General features: G+C 41.1%; 16 protein-coding genes. 8 read left to right on the top strand and 8 right to left on the bottom strand.

Features of this window, described 5'->3' with window-relative positions:
- Positions 1 to 207: 207 nt before the first annotated feature.
- From AC0SAP_RS09505 to AC0SAP_RS09480, 6 genes are all read left to right on the top strand, one after another.
- Entirely contained in the window at positions 208 to 1,971 is a 1,764-nt protein-coding gene (locus AC0SAP_RS09505; RefSeq protein WP_473383985.1) for a carbon-nitrogen hydrolase family protein, read from the top strand.
- A 597-nt stretch (positions 1,972 to 2,568) separates the two neighbouring features.
- Positions 2,569 to 3,336, top strand: a complete 768-nt coding sequence (locus AC0SAP_RS09500) for a YoaK family protein (protein WP_473383984.1) — start codon at positions 2,569 to 2,571, stop codon at positions 3,334 to 3,336.
- 106 nt (positions 3,337 to 3,442) lie between these two features.
- Positions 3,443 to 4,636, top strand: coding sequence for a cupin domain-containing protein (locus AC0SAP_RS09495; protein WP_094568492.1), 1,194 nt, complete (start codon positions 3,443 to 3,445; stop codon positions 4,634 to 4,636).
- 405 nt (positions 4,637 to 5,041) lie between these two features.
- Positions 5,042 to 7,963 carry a xanthine dehydrogenase family protein molybdopterin-binding subunit gene (locus tag AC0SAP_RS09490; RefSeq protein ID WP_473383983.1) on the top strand — a complete coding sequence of 974 codons (2,922 nt, stop codon included), beginning with the start codon at positions 5,042 to 5,044 and terminating at the stop codon, positions 7,961 to 7,963.
- Between the two features lie 165 nt (positions 7,964 to 8,128).
- On the top strand, positions 8,129 to 8,683 hold the full coding sequence (locus AC0SAP_RS09485) for a (2Fe-2S)-binding protein (RefSeq protein WP_239990399.1): 555 nt from the start codon (positions 8,129 to 8,131) through the stop codon (positions 8,681 to 8,683).
- A gap of 10 nt (positions 8,684 to 8,693) precedes the next feature.
- Positions 8,694 to 10,043 carry a c-type cytochrome gene (locus AC0SAP_RS09480; RefSeq protein ID WP_473383982.1) on the top strand — a complete coding sequence of 450 codons (1,350 nt, stop codon included), beginning with the start codon at positions 8,694 to 8,696 and terminating at the stop codon, positions 10,041 to 10,043.
- Positions 10,044 to 10,320: 277 nt separating this feature from the next.
- On the opposite strand, the gene rplI is transcribed toward AC0SAP_RS09480, so the two are convergent.
- From rplI to kdsB, 5 genes are all read right to left on the bottom strand, one after another.
- Entirely contained in the window at positions 10,321 to 10,767 is a 447-nt protein-coding gene (gene rplI / locus AC0SAP_RS09475; protein WP_094568488.1) for a 50S ribosomal protein L9, read from the bottom strand.
- Positions 10,768 to 10,789: 22 nt separating this feature from the next.
- Positions 10,790 to 11,014, bottom strand: coding sequence for a 30S ribosomal protein S18 (rpsR, locus tag AC0SAP_RS09470; protein ID WP_109202128.1), 225 nt, complete (start codon positions 11,012 to 11,014; stop codon positions 10,790 to 10,792).
- Between the two features lie 43 nt (positions 11,015 to 11,057).
- Positions 11,058 to 11,453: a 30S ribosomal protein S6 gene (gene rpsF / locus AC0SAP_RS09465; RefSeq protein WP_094568486.1), complete on the bottom strand. Its 396-nt coding sequence runs from the start codon at positions 11,451 to 11,453 to the stop codon at positions 11,058 to 11,060.
- Positions 11,454 to 11,676: 223 nt separating this feature from the next.
- A complete protein-coding gene (gene asd / locus AC0SAP_RS09460; protein WP_473383981.1) occupies positions 11,677 to 12,513 on the bottom strand; it encodes an archaetidylserine decarboxylase in 837 nt (278 codons plus the stop codon).
- A gap of 67 nt (positions 12,514 to 12,580) precedes the next feature.
- Positions 12,581 to 13,348 (bottom strand): 3-deoxy-manno-octulosonate cytidylyltransferase, encoded by a 768-nt coding sequence (kdsB, locus tag AC0SAP_RS09455; protein ID WP_473383980.1) that lies wholly within the window; start codon positions 13,346 to 13,348, stop codon positions 12,581 to 12,583.
- Between the two features lie 718 nt (positions 13,349 to 14,066).
- On the opposite strand from kdsB, the gene mazG reads away from it, so the two are divergent.
- Both mazG and xseA read left to right on the top strand, forming a co-directional pair.
- Positions 14,067 to 14,933, top strand: coding sequence for a nucleoside triphosphate pyrophosphohydrolase (gene mazG / locus AC0SAP_RS09450; protein WP_473383979.1), 867 nt, complete (start codon positions 14,067 to 14,069; stop codon positions 14,931 to 14,933).
- A complete protein-coding gene (gene xseA, locus AC0SAP_RS09445) occupies positions 14,930 to 16,330 on the top strand; it encodes an exodeoxyribonuclease VII large subunit (protein WP_473383978.1) in 1,401 nt (466 codons plus the stop codon). Before mazG ends, xseA begins: the two co-directional genes overlap by 4 nt.
- Positions 16,331 to 16,363: 33 nt before the next feature.
- Here xseA and AC0SAP_RS09440 read toward each other — a convergent pair whose 3' ends face one another.
- The 3 genes from AC0SAP_RS09440 to AC0SAP_RS09430 form a co-directional block, all read right to left on the bottom strand.
- The gene (locus AC0SAP_RS09440) at positions 16,364 to 17,041 is read right to left on the bottom strand and encodes an esterase/lipase family protein (protein WP_473383977.1); all 678 of its coding nucleotides are present in this window, start codon (positions 17,039 to 17,041) and stop codon (positions 16,364 to 16,366) included.
- Positions 17,042 to 17,295: 254 nt separating this feature from the next.
- A complete protein-coding gene (locus AC0SAP_RS09435; protein ID WP_473383976.1) occupies positions 17,296 to 17,835 on the bottom strand; it encodes a ClpXP protease specificity-enhancing factor in 540 nt (179 codons plus the stop codon).
- Positions 17,836 to 17,844: 9 nt separating this feature from the next.
- On the bottom strand, positions 17,845 to 18,453 hold the full coding sequence (locus tag AC0SAP_RS09430; protein WP_286481762.1) for a glutathione S-transferase N-terminal domain-containing protein: 609 nt from the start codon (positions 18,451 to 18,453) through the stop codon (positions 17,845 to 17,847).
- Between the last annotated feature and the right edge of the window lie 48 nt (positions 18,454 to 18,501).

Raw genomic sequence — 18,501 nt, 5'->3', positions numbered from 1 at the left:
TATTCAGCATACTTTTTGTCAATAATCGAAAGAAATCTTTTACTTACCATGATTAATTGCTAATATCTTCTAACAATAATTTATAACTTATCTCTATGCGGTTACATCGATTAGGTTATCGATAAGTAAGTTACAAGTAAGTTATATCTTAAAAAATGATACATCTTAAATAGGGCCCAGATCGTTATAGGGATTGTAAGGTGAGATATGCAGAAAATAATAAAAAAGAGTGAGCATATAGGTAGGCACGGAAAAGAGAAGGTCACCGTTGCCGCGATCGATTTTATTCCGGCATGGGGTGATTTAGAAGGCAATATTACGCGTCTTGTTGCTGCTGTTGAAAAAATCGGTCAGGAAGAGATCGATTATGCTGTTTTTCCTGAAACGGCGACTTGTGGTTATCTTTTCCGGGATTATCAAGAGATCTCTCCTTTTTTAGATACCATTCCCGGCAAAACAACTGCGGCACTTCTACCTCTGCTCAAGAGATATAATCTCTATATCAGCGTAGGTATCGCAGAGCGAGATCAAGAGAGTGGACTTGCTTACAATAGCGCGGTCTTATTAGGGCCTGAGGGGATTATCGGGACTTATCGTAAACGGGGGCTTAATAGTCAAGATCAGCGTATTTTTGCCCCGGGAAATAGTGAAACGACGGTCTTTGATACAGCGCTCGGTAAAATTGGACTTCTGATCTGTTATGACGATACCTATTGGCAATATGCGCGTCTCTTGACGTTAAAGGGGGCGCAGATTATTGGTTGGCACTCGGTGTCGGATCGGATTATGCCTAATGCAGCGCCGAGTGAGCGAGTTGGTGATCACTCTACAATTGCACATGTGCAACATATTAGTGCGCTTAATGGCGTTTGGTCGATCTGTGCAACTCGCAGTGGAATTGAGACTAATCCATTGACGGGAGCCGAGCTCTACTATAATGGTGGATCGAGTATTTGGGCACCAACAGGAGAAAAAGTATTGCAAGCCCCCGTGATTCCTCCTGAAGAACTTGCTCCTGGTTTAAATGGAATTTATCGCGCTACAATTGAGCCGGCAGAAGCAGATACTTATCGTGATGCAATTTTGGCAAGAAGAAGAGTTCAGCTTTATATGCCTCATTTAGCCCTTCATCGTGCGCCTGATGATGCTAATGCAACTCAAGAGCGCCGGCAGGTATTGTTGAGCGCAGCTCAATGGCCTAAAGAGAGTTCTCTGCTTGATAAGGTGCGCGTTCAAAAGAATCAGCTTTTAGTTTTACCAGCATTCTCTACGATTGCTGATCCCCATTCAGAAACGGAGATTTTTGCAGCAGCTGAAGGGCAAGGTGGTTCTTTTGAGACAAAAATATCGCAAATTGCAGTGAAGGGGGGCGGTTATGTTGTGGGATCCTATCCTGAAGTTGAGTATGACCGACTCTACCATACAGTTGTTTTAGCAGGGCCTGAGGGCAATATTTTAGGTCGTTATCGTGCAACTCATCTTGATGCATCTGATAAGGGATGGGCGGTTGCAGGAGATCGGATCACGGTCGTGGAGACTTCGATCGGACGAATCGGACTGGCACTGGAGTATGAATTAGCGGTAGCAGAACTAGGGGCGCTCTATAGTGTTGAGCGTACCGATATTATTGCCGCACCGGCGCGATTACCACTTCCTTTAAAGGTAGAGATCGATGCAGCGCTCTATTCGACCGCTAATCCCCCTACAGGAAGGGCTAATTATTATCCTTATGCAGCGGCAACATTACATCAACTCTGGGTTGTTTGTGGTGGAAGAGAGGAGAGTGGTTTTACCTCCAGCGCTATCTATGGGCCTGAGCCTATCGTATTAACGCCGGCATTATTAGCAAAATCTGGAGAGGATTTGCTCTATTGTAAGACGGTCGTACCCGCACCTGACTCATGGATTAGTCAAGAGCGATTAATTCATGGGCAAGCTGCCATTTGGTTCCCCCCATTAGTGCAAGAGTAGAGGGTAAGAGAGGGTGTTGATAGATCATATGTGTAATATTAATTCAGTAAATAATGGGAGAAGCTCTTTATTGATAGCGATTCACCCCTATTATATGAAGTAGGAGCATTAAAGAATAGAAAATAGAAAATAGAAAAATAAATTTTATATAGTGGAGTTAGCGTAATAACAAGTTTTATGACAAGTTTTGCAACTAGATAACAGACATAGAGATATAACATAAATAGCATTCAAAGGAGCCATTCCCTGTTATATAGATTATGAACGTTATATGTAAAAATATAATATATATCGATCTGTTTTTATTACCATCTCTTCTTAAGATTAACTTTTTAATTAACTGCTTAATTAACTGTTTGATTAATTTTTTAATTGGTTTTTAATTAAATATTTAAGCCGACACTGGTATTTATATTAGCTTTTAAATCTTTATAGCGAGTTTGTAGAAATAGATTATTAAAAAAATTGTAAATAATGGTATGTTGGAGTAAATGTATCGCAGTGAGTATGTAGAAGAAAATAAGACTTACAAAATAAGATTTACTATTTAACCTTATAGGTTTTATCACGATTTATCATTATTTGAGGGGATCTACTATGAAAAGTTCTTCATCACAGCCGGAGCAGTCGGTGAAAAGTCGGAATACATTGGCTTCTTCAATGTTAAATCCTGCTTCAACTGCCGTCCCGATTATGGAGCGTCCTGAAATCGCTTTTGTATTAGCGATTATCGCAGGATTGATGAATGGTTATACCTACCATGTCTCTAAAATCTTTAGTACGGTGCAGTCGGGTAATATTATTCTTTTAGGGGAGACGATCGCAACTAAAAATTGGCCCCATTTCTATGCGATTATGTTTACCGTGTTAGCCTTTGGCGTTGGCTCGATGTTAACCGCGATTGTTGAGAGGATCTATCGAAATAAGAATAGCCATAGTTGGACCTTCGTGATCATCGCTATTGAAGCGCTGGTACTTATTATTCTGGCGAGTGGTTATTTTAATAATATTCTCTCCATCTCAACAATCTGCATCATTATCTCATTTGTTGCAGGCCTTCAGGGAAATGCCTTTCATAAGGTGAAAGGGATGCTCTACGGGAATGTGGCCGTCACTTTAGTGGTACAGTTAGCATTTAGTAATTTAATGCAAGCGATTCAAGGGGATAGAGGTACATGGCGAAAAGCTGTGATCTTCTTCTCAGTATTATTAGGGTTTGGTTTAGGAGGTTATGCTGGCACATTAGCGACGATTCGCTTTGGTGAGGCGGCCCTTCTTTTACCGGCAATTTTATTAATTTTACTCTTAATCTACCTTCTTTTGGCAAAAGAGAAGGGGGATGATTCAATCGATCCTGCTTCTTAAGCATCATTTCTGGAGAGTAAGGAGTAGTTCGTTTTTTCAATCAGTGATTCAATCGATATGCTTGATTGCTGATGATATTAACTTAGATAGACAATGGAGATTTTCTATGCCTATAGATAAGAATACCCCGCAGCCGTTTCGCCCATCAGATGGTAAAGGTTGGATCGACCATGGTCCACGTAACATCATGCGTGATCGTGAAAATCCAGATATTTTAGTGCCACCACCAACGGATCATGGCACCATTCCTAACTTACGTTTTAGCTTCTCTGATGCTCATATGCGTTTAGAAGAGGGGGGTTGGACGCGTGAGATTACTAATCGTGAACTACCGGCATCGCTCGATATTGCTGGCGTGAATATGTCGCTTGAGCCAGGTGCTTATCGTGAGCTTCATTGGCATAAAGAGGCAGAGTGGGGCTATATGCTCTATGGTAATGCTCGTGTTACAGCGATTGATGAAGATGGCCGAATCTTTATTGATGATGTTAAAGAGGGTGATATCTGGAACTTTGAAGCTGGAATTCCCCACTCTATTCAAGGATTAGATCAAGGGTGTGAATTCCTTTTAGTCTTTAGTGAAGCTGATTTCTCTGAAAATAACACCTTCCTCTTAACAGAGCTAATTTCTCATATTCCACAAGATGTGATCGCAGCAAACTTCAAGATGGATGTGGATACACTGAAAAAATTACCACAAGTTGAGAAGTATATCTTTAAAGGCGAGGTTCCAGGGCCGATCAATGTTGTGCGCAAGCATAATGAACATGGTGATGTTCCTTCACCATTTACATTCCATCGTGATTCAATCACGCCTCATGAGTGTGAAGCAGGTAAAGTCTACTTTGTAGATGAGCGTAACTTCCCTGAAGCGAAGACGATTTCAGCAGCATTTGTAGAGATCGAACCTGGTGGTATGCGTGAAATCCATTGGCATCCACGTGCGCAAGAGTGGCTCTACTTTATTGAGGGTAAGGCGCGTATGACGGTCTTTAACTCACAAGGAACGGCAAGAACATTCAACTATCAAGCAGGTGATGTAGGGGTTGTTCCTATTGTAGCGGGACACTATATCCAAAATATTGGTGATGAGCCTGTTCGCTTTATCGAAGTATTTAAACGTCCAGATGCTTATCCGATCTCTCGTTACTCCGATATTTCTCTTAATGCTTGGTTAGCGAGTACACCTACACAGATCGTTGCAGATCATCTCAATTTAACGTTTGAAGAGGCAGAAGCGCTCCCAAATCCAGGGCGTCCAGAGCCTGTTATTTGGTATAAAAAGCCAGAAGGTAAATAGTTGCTGTCGTGAGTGATCTATTGTGTTGATGGATCTGGAAGTATAGTAAATCCATTATCGATCTACCATTAACTCACTTACAATTGACGCACAATTCTATTTTTATTTTTTATTTTTAATATCACCAGTATCGATTCATCTACTTATTTTGAATCGATACTGGTTTTTTGATTGGTTATTTAAATCATCTATTTAAATCATCTATTTGAATCATCTATTTGAATTACTCATTGTGAATTGGTCATTAGTAATCTAAGTAGATCGAGATTTTACTTCAGCTAGACTCCGTTAGATTCAACTAGATTTAGTCCGCTCGGTCTGTTGCAATAGAGGATAATATAGAGAGAGTAGATAGAGATCGATCCGATCGTGATCGATTATAAAAGATTAAGTAAGGGGTAAGTCATGAGTATGGAGATCTCCCGCCGAGGCTTTATTAAACTCGGTGTTATTGCTGGTATTACGATAATGGTAGGAAAGCTTCCAATCGCGGAAGCTGTAGAGATCAATTCAGGACCGACATCCACAGATTGGATGGGGCGTGATGGTCGGGCAAAGATGCGTTGGGATGCGATTCGTAAAATAACAGGTGAGAAAAACTTTGCCCGAGATTATCGTGCGAAAGATCTGGAGGGTTGGCCAGATCAACAAGCTTACGCCTTTATGCTTAAAAGTACGAAGGCTGATCGAACTTTTGAAGGGATTGATCTTTCGATTCTAGGAAGCGAGCTACAGCCCGATCGCCTTGTGATGCAGGAAGATCTAGTGCGAGATGGACTCAATACTCCTCAAGATACCAGCATGGGTGCCGGCTTTTATGGGAGTAATATTCTTCTTCCGAAAGGGGAGACGCCCCCTATCTATGGTCATCCTGTTGCGATTTTGATCTATAAGAATTTTGACCGATTTAGTGCCGCACAACGTCTATTACAATTTGATGAGAGCGTTATTCAATATGGCGCAGTGACCGGTATTAAACCGCCCAAAAATTATGGTGCTGCTCGCTATGTACGGATTGGCGGAGAGACACCGATAGCCCCTTCAAAATTTTCCCCTTATCAAGACTCGGCAATTAAAGGCGTCTTTGATGGCAATGAGGTGATTTGGCCTCCCGAGGGGTATTCTACTGACTCTTTAGTCGCAAGTCTTAAGCATAAGGATCGTGGTGGTGGGTTTATCCGTGCTTTAGAGAAGGCCGATAAGAAGCCGGAGATTCAACATATAGGGATGCAACATGCTAAAGCGATAGCTGCTGAGGTAGAGCGGGCAAAAGAGGATCCTAATAAAATTGTTCTAACGCGAAAAGGCTTTTCGCAGTCGATCGATCCGAGTGCGATGGAACCCGATAACTGTAATGCTTGGTATGATGCTGAGAATAAGACGCTTCATATCTTAACAGCGACGCAATCGCCGGCAGGAGTTGCGAATATGGCAGCAGATCTGCTAAAGGAGAGTCGTTTTAAAGAGGTTGAAAATATCCTACTTTTGACGGGTTCGACAGTAGGCTATGGTTCTAAGGATTACTCTGTTTTCCCAATCTATGCGATGGCGGCTAGTTTCTATAGTGATGGATTGCCGGTACGAATGGCTAATAACCGCTATGAGCAATTTCAGATGGGCATGAAGCGACATGCGGTGGAGATGGAGGTTACTATTACAGCAGATCGACAAAGTGGCCAATTTGAGATTTTAAAAGGAACTTATCAATGTAATGGTGGGGGGAGAGAGAATCTTTCTGTTGCAGTTTCTCATGTGGCCGTGCGGGGCGCGCAGTCGATCTACTATTTTCCTAAGTCTGATTTGACCGCTTTAGCGATGGCAACACCGGCAGTTGAAGCCGGTTCAATGCGTGGCTTTGGCTCTCTCCAATCGATGGCAATTACAGAATTATTGGTCGATGAGTTAGCACATGAATTGGGGATCGACCCGATAGAGTTACGTAAAAAGAATGCGGTTCGAGAAGGGTATACCAATACTCAAGGAGGCGTTTTTGCCGGAGATCCCCGTAATATCGAGATGTTAGAGATGGCACAAAAGCATCCACTTTGGCGTCATCGTCATGAAGCAAAAGTGAAGTATGAGGCAGAAAATCCTGGTCGACTCTATGGTGTAGGATTTGCCCAAGTACAGCAAGTTTATGGCTCAAGTGGTGTTCCTACAATTCTCTCTCTAGAATTTGATGAGATGGGAAAACTCTCAATGCGCCATTGTGTTCAAGAGATTGGAACGGGTGGAACAACAGCGCAACAGGTGATGATTTGGCAAGCGTTAGGAAAGGTTCCTGATTATGTCGAATTTGGTGTGACGCAATTTGATGAATTGCCGCTCTATACCAGTTGGGCAGATCAGAAAAAACAGGATCAACTCGCGAAGAATGATCCCTATTGGGTGCCGGCATTGATTCCTGATATGAGTTCTTCAAGTGGTGTTTACTATATCGGCTTTGGAACGCGACAAGCCGGGAAGTTTCTTTTAGAACATTCACTCTGGCCGGCGGCAAAAGCGATCTGGAGTGAAGGGATTGGGGGTGGATCTTTTAATAGCCTCAATATGTCTCTGGCAGATCTTCGAATTACAGAGCTCGGTATCGGTGGTGGCGGTATGACACCACTCCCCTTTGAGGTTGTGGCGAAAAAAGCACATGAAATGGGGTTGGTCACTGGTGTTGCCGTACATGCTTACTCTAGCTGGCAGTGGGCACGTGCAGAGTTTGATATTCCCACAGTAGGGATGCTCAATCTCCCCTTAGATGCGCTTGCCGTAAAATATGGGAAAGGGGCACCGGCAAGCTTAAAAGCGAGGATGACGACAGGGGGATATGATTTTATTAAACGAAAGGTTGCCTATTTCCCAGATACAGATCGATCAGGAGCAGATCCAACGACAGTCACGCCGGCATCGTCACTTGTAGAGTTGAGTGTTGATAGCTTTAGTGGTGAGGTGGAGATTCTTTCACATCATATGATTATGAATCCCGGTAAGCTCATCGTTCCTGAATTAGTCTCAGGACAGATCCAGGGCGGAACGGCAATGGGGTTAGGGCATGCGCTAATGGAGGAGCTTCCGCTCTATGAGGATGGTCCGGGAAATGGTACTTGGAACTTTAATCGTTATCGATTACCAAGAGCAAAAGATGTTGCAGTATGGCATCAGACAGCACAATTTCTTCCCCCTTTGTCGGAAACTTCTCCTCCAAAAGGGATGGCTGAACTTGGGATGATCCCTATTCTGCCGGCCACTAGTAATGCATTAACCCATGCAACAGGCAGACGTTTTTACCATTTTCCAGTAACGGCCGATAAGATTCAGAAAGCGCTCTCAGAGTAGTATTACGAGTATCAAAAAAAGGGAGTAAAGATGAGTAGAGAGATAGAGAAAGAGCATCACGTGGGCACTTTATCGAATCAACAAGGATTAGATCTACAAAAAAATGATCAACAAAATCATGACGAGAAGAGCCATATTGTGAAAGGGCACTTTGATAGTGAAAAGATTCAGCAACGTTATCCTGCAATTGAGCGTAAACCCCTTACACTCACAATTAATGGGGAGGAGGTTGGACCAATTGAAGTACCATTGACGATGACAATGATCGACTTTTTACATGAGTATCTCGATTTAACAGGGACTCATTTTGGCTGTGGGCAGGGGATTTGCCATGCCTGTACTGTTATGGAGATTCATCCTGATGGGTCAAAGAGTGAAACGAGAACATGTATCTTTGGAGCGCACTATTTTGCCGGCAAAAATATTGTGACGATTGAGGGGCAAGCGACAAAAAAAGATGGAGTATTGATCTTAACGCCTATTCAACAGGCTTTTATTGATAATTTTGCTTTCCAATGTGGTTATTGTGCGCCAGGATTTGTTGCGGGTGCAACGGTCTTTTTAGATCGCTTAAATCGCCACCCCATTAAGAGAGCTAATCTAGAAAAAGCTATTGAGGAGGCGCTCAATGATCATATCTGCCGTTGTACAGGGTATGTCCGTTATTATGAAGCAATTCGGGATGTCGCCTTAGCTACCCCCGGTTGTGTTATCGATTAAGGAGTAGAAGATGCGTTATGTTGAAGGTATCGATTATTATCGTCGCAGTAAGCAGAAAGGGAGCTTAAAGCGCTGGCTCATTTGGCTCCTATTATTGTTGATTATCTTAGCGGTATTAATCCTAATCGGTGTGTTTCGTCAAGATTCTGTGACTGCTAAAGGTACTTTGAGTGAAGCAGAGATGGAAGCATTGATACCTAAAGGGCGAGAGCTAGCCCTTGCTGGAGATTGTTTTGGTTGTCATACCCGGGAAGGAGGAGAGATGGGAGCAGGGGGTGTTCCTATTACAATGGCACCATTAGGAACGATCTACTCTACCAATATTACTCCTGATAAGAGATATGGAATTGGCAACTATACGCGGGAAGATTTTCATCGAGCGCTTAAAGATGGGGTAGGCAAAGAGCGAGGGAATCTCTATCCGGCAATGCCTTACGTCTTTACCCATATTACGACTGATGAGGATATCGATGCGCTTTACGCTTACTTGATGAGTATTCCTCCTTTAGCAATTCCTAATGCTCAAAATAGTGGGATATTTGCTTGGCCCGTACGCCCATTTTTGAATTTTTGGACACTCTTTAACTTTCCAGATCGATTGGCACCGCATGATCCTAATCGTTCTGAAGTATGGAATCGAGGAGCTTATCTCGTTGAGGGATTAGCACATTGTGGCGCTTGCCACTCTCCTAGAAATTTTATGATGGGGGTGGATTTTAAAGCGGCATTGACCGGAGGATTTGAAGATGGGTTAGCGATTCCTGATATTACAGCTGAGACATTGGCGAAAAGAGGTTACTCATTAGAAGATCTTACTGAGTATTTAGCGACTGGAATTGCGCCGGAAGGGGATTCTTTTGCGGGAATGGAGACAGTGACCCATTTCTCGACAAGTCAGATGAATCGTCAAGATGTGATTGCTATGGCAACCTATCTTCTTACCGATAAAGGGGGGAAGATTCTTTCGCCTAAGCGCTCTCCTATTATGACTAATCAAGTTATAGGAGCGATGAAACAGGCAGATCTTGTAGCGGGTCGAGAGAATTATTTAGCGGCTTGTGCGACTTGTCATGGGATAGAGGGTAAGGGAATTCCACATGTAGCGCCAGCGTTAGAGGGAGATGCGATCGTGATGATGGAGGATCCACAAACTCTAATAGCCGTTGTACTCAATGGAATACCCACAACCTCCTACTCTAATGGGGAGCGTATGTACGCTATGCCAGGGTTTGAAGGCGCATTAACCGCGAAGGAGATTGCCGATCTTCTTAATTGGGTGAGAGCTGAGTGGGGAGGCATTGAAAAACCGATCAAAGCAGATCAGGTTGCCCCTCAAGGAGAATCCCTACTCCATTTATAAATCCAGAATCCAGAATCTAGAGATCTGTAGTCTTCGACTCATGATTTCCAACATGATTTATAATGTAGCTCTACACTCTACACTCTACACTCTACATTAAGGATAATAGTAGGAATAGCAGATGAGGTAGATAGGATAGATAGTATAGATAAGGTAGATAAGAGAAAGCCCACTATTGAGTGGGCTTTTTTGATTCATTGTCTTAGGATGAATTTTATTATTGATGTTTTGATCTGAATTTTAAAGCTACTAATATGTAGCTTTAAAACCTAATCGATTATTCAGCTGTTACGTTAACAGTGATTTCAACATTCACATCAGCGTGGAGGTGAAGTGTAACTGTGTGCTCGCCGAGTGAACGGATTGCACCATCATGGATACGAACTTCTTTACGCTCAACAGGTACACCTGCATCTGTAATAAGAGTTGCGATATCTTGAGCTGTTACTGAACCGAATAGACGACCTTCTGAACCTGCGTTTGCAGCGATAGTCATCACTAAACCAGCAAGTTTTTCACCACGTGCAGTTGCTTCCGCTAATACTTCAGCTTGTTTCTGCTCGAGTTCTGCACGACGCTCTTCAAAGCGAGCAACGTTAGCTTCAGTCGCTTCAGTCGCAAGACCTTGTGGAAGAAGGTAGTTACGTGCAAATCCTGGCTTAACATCGACCATGTCGCCAAGAGAACCTAAATTTTCAATTTTTTCTAAAAGAATAACTTTCATTGATTATCTCCCTTTGGACAAATTAGTGTTGATCAGTGTATGGGAGCAATGCAATGTAGCGAGCACGTTTAATTGCAGTTGCGAGCTGACGCTGATAGCGTGCGCTTGTACCCGTTACACGGCTAGGTACGATTTTACCTGTCTCTGTAACATAATTTTTTAAGAGATTAACATCTTTATAGTCGATTTCTTTAACGCCTTCAGCGGTAAAACGACAATATTTTCTACGACGAACATAACGTGACATAATTTTATTACCTTTTGTCTATATTTTAAAAGAGATCCGATGCTTATGCTTCTTCGCTATCTGCGTTGTCAGCATCATCGTTGCTTTCAGCTTCAACTTCACGATTGTCATGATGACGCTCAGGTTTTGCTGCAACAACAGATGGTTCAGTTTCCGCTTCTTCTTTGTTGATGATAAGATCACGGATAACCGCATCGTTAAAACGGAATGCGCTTTGTAGCTCTTCTAAAGAGGCTTTATCACATTCAATGTTCATAAGAACGTAGTGTGCTTTATGAATTTTTTGAATAGGATATGCTAATTGGCGACGGCCCCAATCTTCTAAACGATGGACTACGCCACCATTATCAGTCACGATTGCTTTGTAGCGATCGATCATTGCAGGAACTTGTTCACTTTGGTCTGGATGAACCAGAAATACTACTTCGTAATGACGCATTATTCATGCTCCTTATGGATTTAAAAAATATTTAAAGTCTTCTAAACACAACTTAAAAGACAAGGAGACCTAGAGTCTTGTAGTTTTGATTGGCACTATTTTTTTTAAACTTTTTCAGTAACTAAAAAGCTTAGAAAGCACCATCTCATTAAAAGACTCAAAATCAAGCAAAGCATTATACCTGTTAAGATTTATAAAAGAAAGGGGAAAGAGCGGAGAAGTGCTAGAAGCTCTCCTCTTGAAGATGAAAGAGCGGTTCACCAAGTTTAATGGGCTGATACTCTTTGATGAGAGGATCGAGCATTAAATTCCCTTTCTCTGCAATAACGATTGCTGTTGATCCCATATTGAAGCGACCCATCTCCTCCCCTTTTTTCAAGGAGATCCCCTCTTTTTGATAATCACTATATTGTAGTAATTTGCCATAGGGTGGTGTAACGGTTCCTGACCAGACAGTTTCAATACTAGAGACATTAATGGCACCGACTAAGATAACGATCATCTTGCCATAGGGGGTCTCAAAGAGTGAGACGTGACGCTCATTCTCCGCAAAAAGAGCGGGGATTTTTTCAGCAGTCTTTAAGGAGACACTATAGAGTTTCCCCGGGATATGAATGGTCCGTAGAAGGGTTCCATCCACTGGCATATGGATACGATGGTAATCCCTTGGTGAAAGATAGATTGTTGCAAAAGAACCATCTTTAAAAGTGTCTGCTAATTGTGGATCAGCAATTAATGACTCTAAGGTGAAGTTGTGACCTTTGGCATGGATAAATTGAGTCTTATCTAATGCTCCACTTGCTGCAATTTTCCCATCAGCAGGGGAGATGAGCGCTGCGTCGCTTATGGGGCGAGCTCCCTCTTTTAACTCACGGGTAAAAAAATCATTGAAGTTAATAAACTGTTCTGGACTTTGACGCTCATAATCTTGCCAAGCGATCTTGTAGATTTTCGCAAATTGGGAGATGAAAAGGTTTTTAAACCATGCTGTTTTGATACGTGTAATTTTACGAAATAGAGCAGATGAGAAGCGTTGAAATGAGAGGTTGTTGAGAAACATGGATAATCTCCTAAATTTTTAAGTATTAAGCCGACCGTGAGTTTAGTCTATGATTTAGTCGAGGTGCTTATTTGAGGGTGCTTAAAGAGTGAATCCAAGATTCTGCTGTGATTAGATCAGCTTCAGTATCGATACCGGCAGGGGGTGCTTCTGTAGTGATTGCGACAGCAATTTTATAATTGTTCGCCAGGGCTCTGAGCTGCTCTAATTTCTCTAAAGACTCAAGATGGGAGGGGATTAAATGGGGATAGGCATTGAGAAAACTTGCACGATAAGCATATAGACCTATATGACGCAGATAGGGGGAGTCTTCAATTACGCCTGTTACCGGCATTGCATCTCTCTGGTAAGGAATCGCAGCTCTTGAGAAGTAGAGTGCTTCATCAGCCTCATTGAGAACAACTTTTACGGCATTAGGATTATGAACTTCTTCCCATTGATGGATCGGGGTTGCCAATGTACTCATTGCAACAGAAGGGTTTTCTTTGAGGGCTGTTGCTACAAGATCGATTAAATTAGTGGGTAGAAAAGGTTCATCCCCTTGCCAATTAACAATGATCTCATCATCGGGGAATTCTAATTTTTGAGAGACTTCGCTGAGACGATCAGTTCCAGATTCATGGGAATCTTTTGTCATAATGACTTCTGCGCCTAAAGCTTTTAAATGATGATAGATTGCATCACTATCCGTCGCAACGATAATGCGCTTCGCATCGCTCTTCAATGCTGCCTCCCAGGTCCACTCTATAAGAGGCCTGCCGGCAAGGTCGCGCAACATTTTATTAGGAAGGCGAGTCGACTTTAATCGTGCGGGGATGATAATGGTATAACTCATAATTAATTTAATGCTCTCTTTTGTAAATGAAAGTTGAATAGAATAATTGAATGGAGCGATTAAAATAGTTTTTTATAAGACTCCATTGATTAATGGGAGAGATTATAGCAATAGGGGGCGTTTGGCGCGAAGAATTAAATTAGTGATCATTGATTTGGGTTTTCTCACCTAAAAAGAGAGAAAAATTTGATGAAGAAAATAGGAAGTTGTTCAAAGATTGCATCACTTTTTAACGCGTCTCTCATTGTGAAAAAAAACAGAAAAAAAGATCTAAAATTAGCTTGACTTATTAACATCTTTTCAAAAGCTCGATAATTAGAGGGTTATGTCGCTATTTGACTTTTGTGAGTTTATGATTTGTGAAATCGATTGATATTACTAGCTTTAGAGAGGTGTCTAATTATTGATCATTTTAATAGATGAGCCATTTTAATGCCCTTTATGCTCCTTATCATCGAGTTATACACAAGGTTATCCACAGTATCTGTGGGTATCTATTTTTAGGTCAATTACTTTCTAAAAGTCAAATTTTGGCATCTAGTCTCATCACTCACTTTGAAAGATACTTTGATGAGATTATTAGGATGCTATTCGGTCTTTAGTTTTATTTAAAAATAACAATATAACGGGTATCATAAGCCCCATCATTAGTTGTAATCATTAGTTGTAAATTAGTGGCATTAAGCTAATCAATAAGAATAGGGAGTAGGAAAGCATCATGGCTCATAGAGAGAGATTAGATCACTTATTAGAGACGATGGCTCGATTGCGAGCTGAGGATGGTTGTCCTTGGGATCGTGCGCAGACGCATCTTTCTCTGATTCCCTATTTAAAAGAAGAAGCCGCTGAAGTGATTGATGCTATTGTTGAATTAACCGAAGCGGATCAGATAGCTCGGCAAGAGAATATTAATGATAAAATAGAAGAGCCTTGTATTAATGATCAAAAGCAGATTAGAGAAGCTGCATTAGAAGAGGAGCTCGCGGATCTATTGCTACAGATCCTTCTCCATTGTGAAATTGCAAAGGAGCGAGAAGCTTTCGATTTTAGTGATGTGATGGCGCGTCTCAATGAGAAGATAATACGTAGACATCCCCATGTTTTTGCCGGAAAGCAGTACCATTCAATCGCTGAACAGAAGGCTGATTGGGCTCGTATCAAAGCAGAAGAGCGAGTAGAGAGGGGAGTAGAGGTCAATCCATCATTACTCTCGGGAATCCCCAGAGCTCTCTCTCCTTTAAGACAGGCAGAATTATTACAGAAAAAAGCTGCGACAGTAGGTTTTGACTGGAATGAGATTGATCCTGTTATTGAGAAAGTTGAAGAGGAGCGTTTAGAGTTTTTTGAGGCAATGGAGAGCGGGGATCGAGAAGCGATGAAGAGTGAGTTGGGGGATCTCTTCTTCTCATTGGTCAATTTAGCACGCTTTTTAGAGATTGATCCTGAAGAAGCATTGCAATTGACTAATCTAAAATTTAGACGTCGATTTAATTATATTGAGAAGAGCGCCACAGCGCCACTAGAATCAGTAACGCTCGAAGATTTAGACCGCTATTGGAATGAGGCAAAGCGAGGAGGATTATGAGTCGGCATGATCTTTTCAGCACAGAAAGGGGGGAATATCCTCTAGAGAATCGAGAAAAACGTGACTTATCTGATGCTGTCTATTCAGTTACGGCGCTCAACTTTGCGATTCGTGATCTTCTTGAAGGTGCATTTTTCTATTGTCAGGTTGAAGGAGAGGTCTCTAATGCGGCTTATCCTGGTTCTGGACATATCTACTTTAATCTTAAAGATGAAGGTGGGATGCTTAAGTCTGTCATCTGGCGTTCTCAAGCAGAGCGTTATCGTTCATTGATTACAAATGGCCAGAAAATAAAGTTAACTGGAAAAGTCTCCGTCTATGCGCCTCGAGGAGAGTATCAGTTAATAGTCTCTCGTGTTGAAGAGGCTGGGGTTGGTGATCTTTATCTACAATTTTTAGCACTTAAAAATCGCCTTGCAGAAGAGGGGTTATTTGATACGCATCATAAGCAGCTTATCCCTAAGCATCCGCGTAAGATAGGTATTATCACCTCACGAAGCGCCGCTGCGTTACAAGATGTCTTACAGGTTTTCTCATCCCATAGACCCGATATTCCTCTTAAGCTGTATGCAACTAATGTACAAGGAAGAGGGGCTGAGCATGATATCGCTAATGCAATTGAGCGTGCGAATCGAGAGAATATATGTGATCTTCTACTTCTTATCCGTGGAGGGGGTAGTATAGAGGATTTATGGTGCTTTAATGAAGAAGTAGTTGCTCGTGCAATCTTTGCTTCTAAGATACCTATTATCACAGGAGTAGGGCATGAGACAGATATTACAATAGCCGATTTCGTCGCCGATCTACGAGCTCCAACGCCATCTATGGCAGCAAAATATTCATCACAATCTCGAGATGAGCTCTATCAATATCTTTCAGAGGTTGAATCCCGTCTAATGAAAATGATGCGGGATAAGTTACGTACGCTCGAAAAAGAGATCGATCATCTCTCCTATCGACTCTATCTTAAAGATCCTAAATCGCGCTTAAGTCAAAATAGAGAGCAATTGATTCGTCTAAAAGCAGGTTTAGGAAGAGCGATTCATTATCGATTAGAGCAACTTCAGGCGCGTTATTCAGTTATCAATGATCGATTAAAGAGAATCTCTTTAAATGATCAGATAGAGCGTCATCAAGATCGACTTCAGATGATGAGTGATGGGATGGAGAGAGCGCTTAGAAAAAAATATCAAGAAAGAGAGCAGGCGTTTGTCAATACGGTAGAGAAGTTAACACTATTGAGCCCTCTCAACACGCTTTTACGCGGATATTCTATGACCACAAAAGAGGGCCAGTTAGTCAAAAGTATTACTGATGTCGAGATCTGCGATCAGTTAGAGATAGAAGTGACTGATGGAACGATTGATGTAGCGGTGGTTTCAATTCATTCTTCTTGATTATTATCCTATTTCTATAGTTTGATCATCTTATTATTTAAAGCAGATGTTTTTTATGAAGTGATCACATAATGAGGCAGTTTTTGGATCAAAAAGAATCATTGAATGAGAACGGTTAAGGGTAATAAAGTCGCTATATCCTTCTAACTTTGTCTCATCGAGATAGACTGTACCATCACCAACTAGTGAATCTTTATCAATAGTATCGGTGATTGACTCTAGTAGTAGAGAAGTTGGCCCTTGATTATGGGTTCCTGCGATAATTCCTAAAGGAATGGGAAATTTCCAATATCGATTATAGTTTGGTAGTAGAGTATTTTGAGATTTTCCGATTAGAAAAGATGCATTATGATCTGTCAGATATTGGACAATTCGGGATCCATGAAATGGAGGGGTAATCGCGATGACTCTCTTTAGTTGTTGATGTATTGATTTTTCTAGACTCTTTAAGATGATTAAAGAGCCTAAACTATGTCCGATAATGGCAAAAGGGAAGGAAAATCTCTCTAAATAGTGATAAAAGGAATCGACATTTTTTTCAAAGCTCGTTATGAGTGTTGGATATTTAAAGTAATGTATTTGATATCCAAGTTTTTCAAGACGATACCCCAATACTCTCATAATAAGTGTATTCTGGTATAAACCATGTATTAGGATGACATCCTTGATATCTTCAATATTTTCAATATCTTCATATTTTTCTTTTTTCATATTTTTTCATATTTTCAGAAATAGAGTAGAGGACCTAGGCGTTGTTAATATGATGTAGGGAAGCCCCATAGTAAGCTTCTAAAATCAGCTTTGCATTAAATATCGATAAATTATGATAATAGAGAATATAATAGAGAATAAAAAAATCCTCGTAGCTTAATAGGAGGTATAATGCTACGAGGATGGTTTTAGTTATTATTGTAGGGTTTAAATGCTACTCAATGCCCTGATCTTTGTAATTTTAATCTATTGATCTATTTGATAATTGTTAGAGTCGGTTTTTTATTTTTGTTACTATCTTTACCCTTATCTCTATTTTGTAAGCTCTCTTTATCAGATTGTTCCTCATCTTTAGAACTCTCTTTATGAGAGGTTGGCAGTTGCCCTTTATCTGGCTCAATAATATCTAGTTGAGGCCCCTTCTTTTTGGAGAAGGAGGGCGTTGTGATTTTCATCATATCTACAAAATAATCATCAGGGAGAGCCTCTGTTTGAAAGCCCATTCCCTCACCATTTTCTTGAGCATAGATTGCTGCAACAGCCCCTACAGGAAAGTTAATTTCATGAACGATCCCAGAAAAACGAGCGGAAAAAGAGATCCACTCATCGCCTAAAATAAGATTACTTATAGCTGATGGAAGAACATTAAGAATAATATTACCATCGGTGATAAATTTTTCTGGTACATCGACATAGGGAAGGGTTGCGTCTACTACAATGTAGGGTGTGCAATTATTATCGAGTATCCAGTCATAGAGGGCTCGAATAAAGTAGGGCTTATTTGAGGTCATCATAAAAAGTCCTTAAATAGTTTTCTCTTTTTTATCAAAAGCAGCTTTAACGCTCTCTTTTTCTAATAAACGATCATAATAATCTAAGACTGGCTGAGCCTTTTTTGGAAGTGGAATATCCAAATATTTAACCCACCATAAGAAAGGAGCAATTGTGGCATCGATTAATGAGAAGTCTTCATTTTGGAAGTAGGTTGTCTCACTAAATAGTGGCGAATAGGCCACAAGAAGATCAGCGATCGCTTTATTAGTTCTATTATCTGCTGTTTTACGCCCAATAAGTTTCTCAACGAGAGGATACCAATCGTTAACAATTGTTTTAATAGTTAGACGAAACTTAGCCCGTAATATAGGGTCATTCGGGAGTAGTGGGGGGTGAGGAAAGCGCTCATCTAAAAATTCTAAGATAGTATCTGTATGATAAATAGCGATTTCACGAGTAATAAGTGTAGGTAGAATAACTTGAGGATTAACTTCTAAAAGGTCACCTGGGGGATTAGTTGGGTCGACAATTACTGTCTCACAGGTGATGTTTTTTTCGAGCAGGACGACTTTGACTCGATCACCATCTAAAGAGTTTTTTTCCGTAAAAAGGGTAAATCCTGTGCGTCTTGTTGACATAATTATGCTCTCCTTAATCGCAAGTAAGGAGCAATTAGATTTTAATTG

The organism is Ignatzschineria sp. PL_is040, from assembly GCF_055813795.1.
Note: the sequence above shows the minus strand (reverse complement) of the source record. Positions and strands in the feature narration are given on the sequence as shown.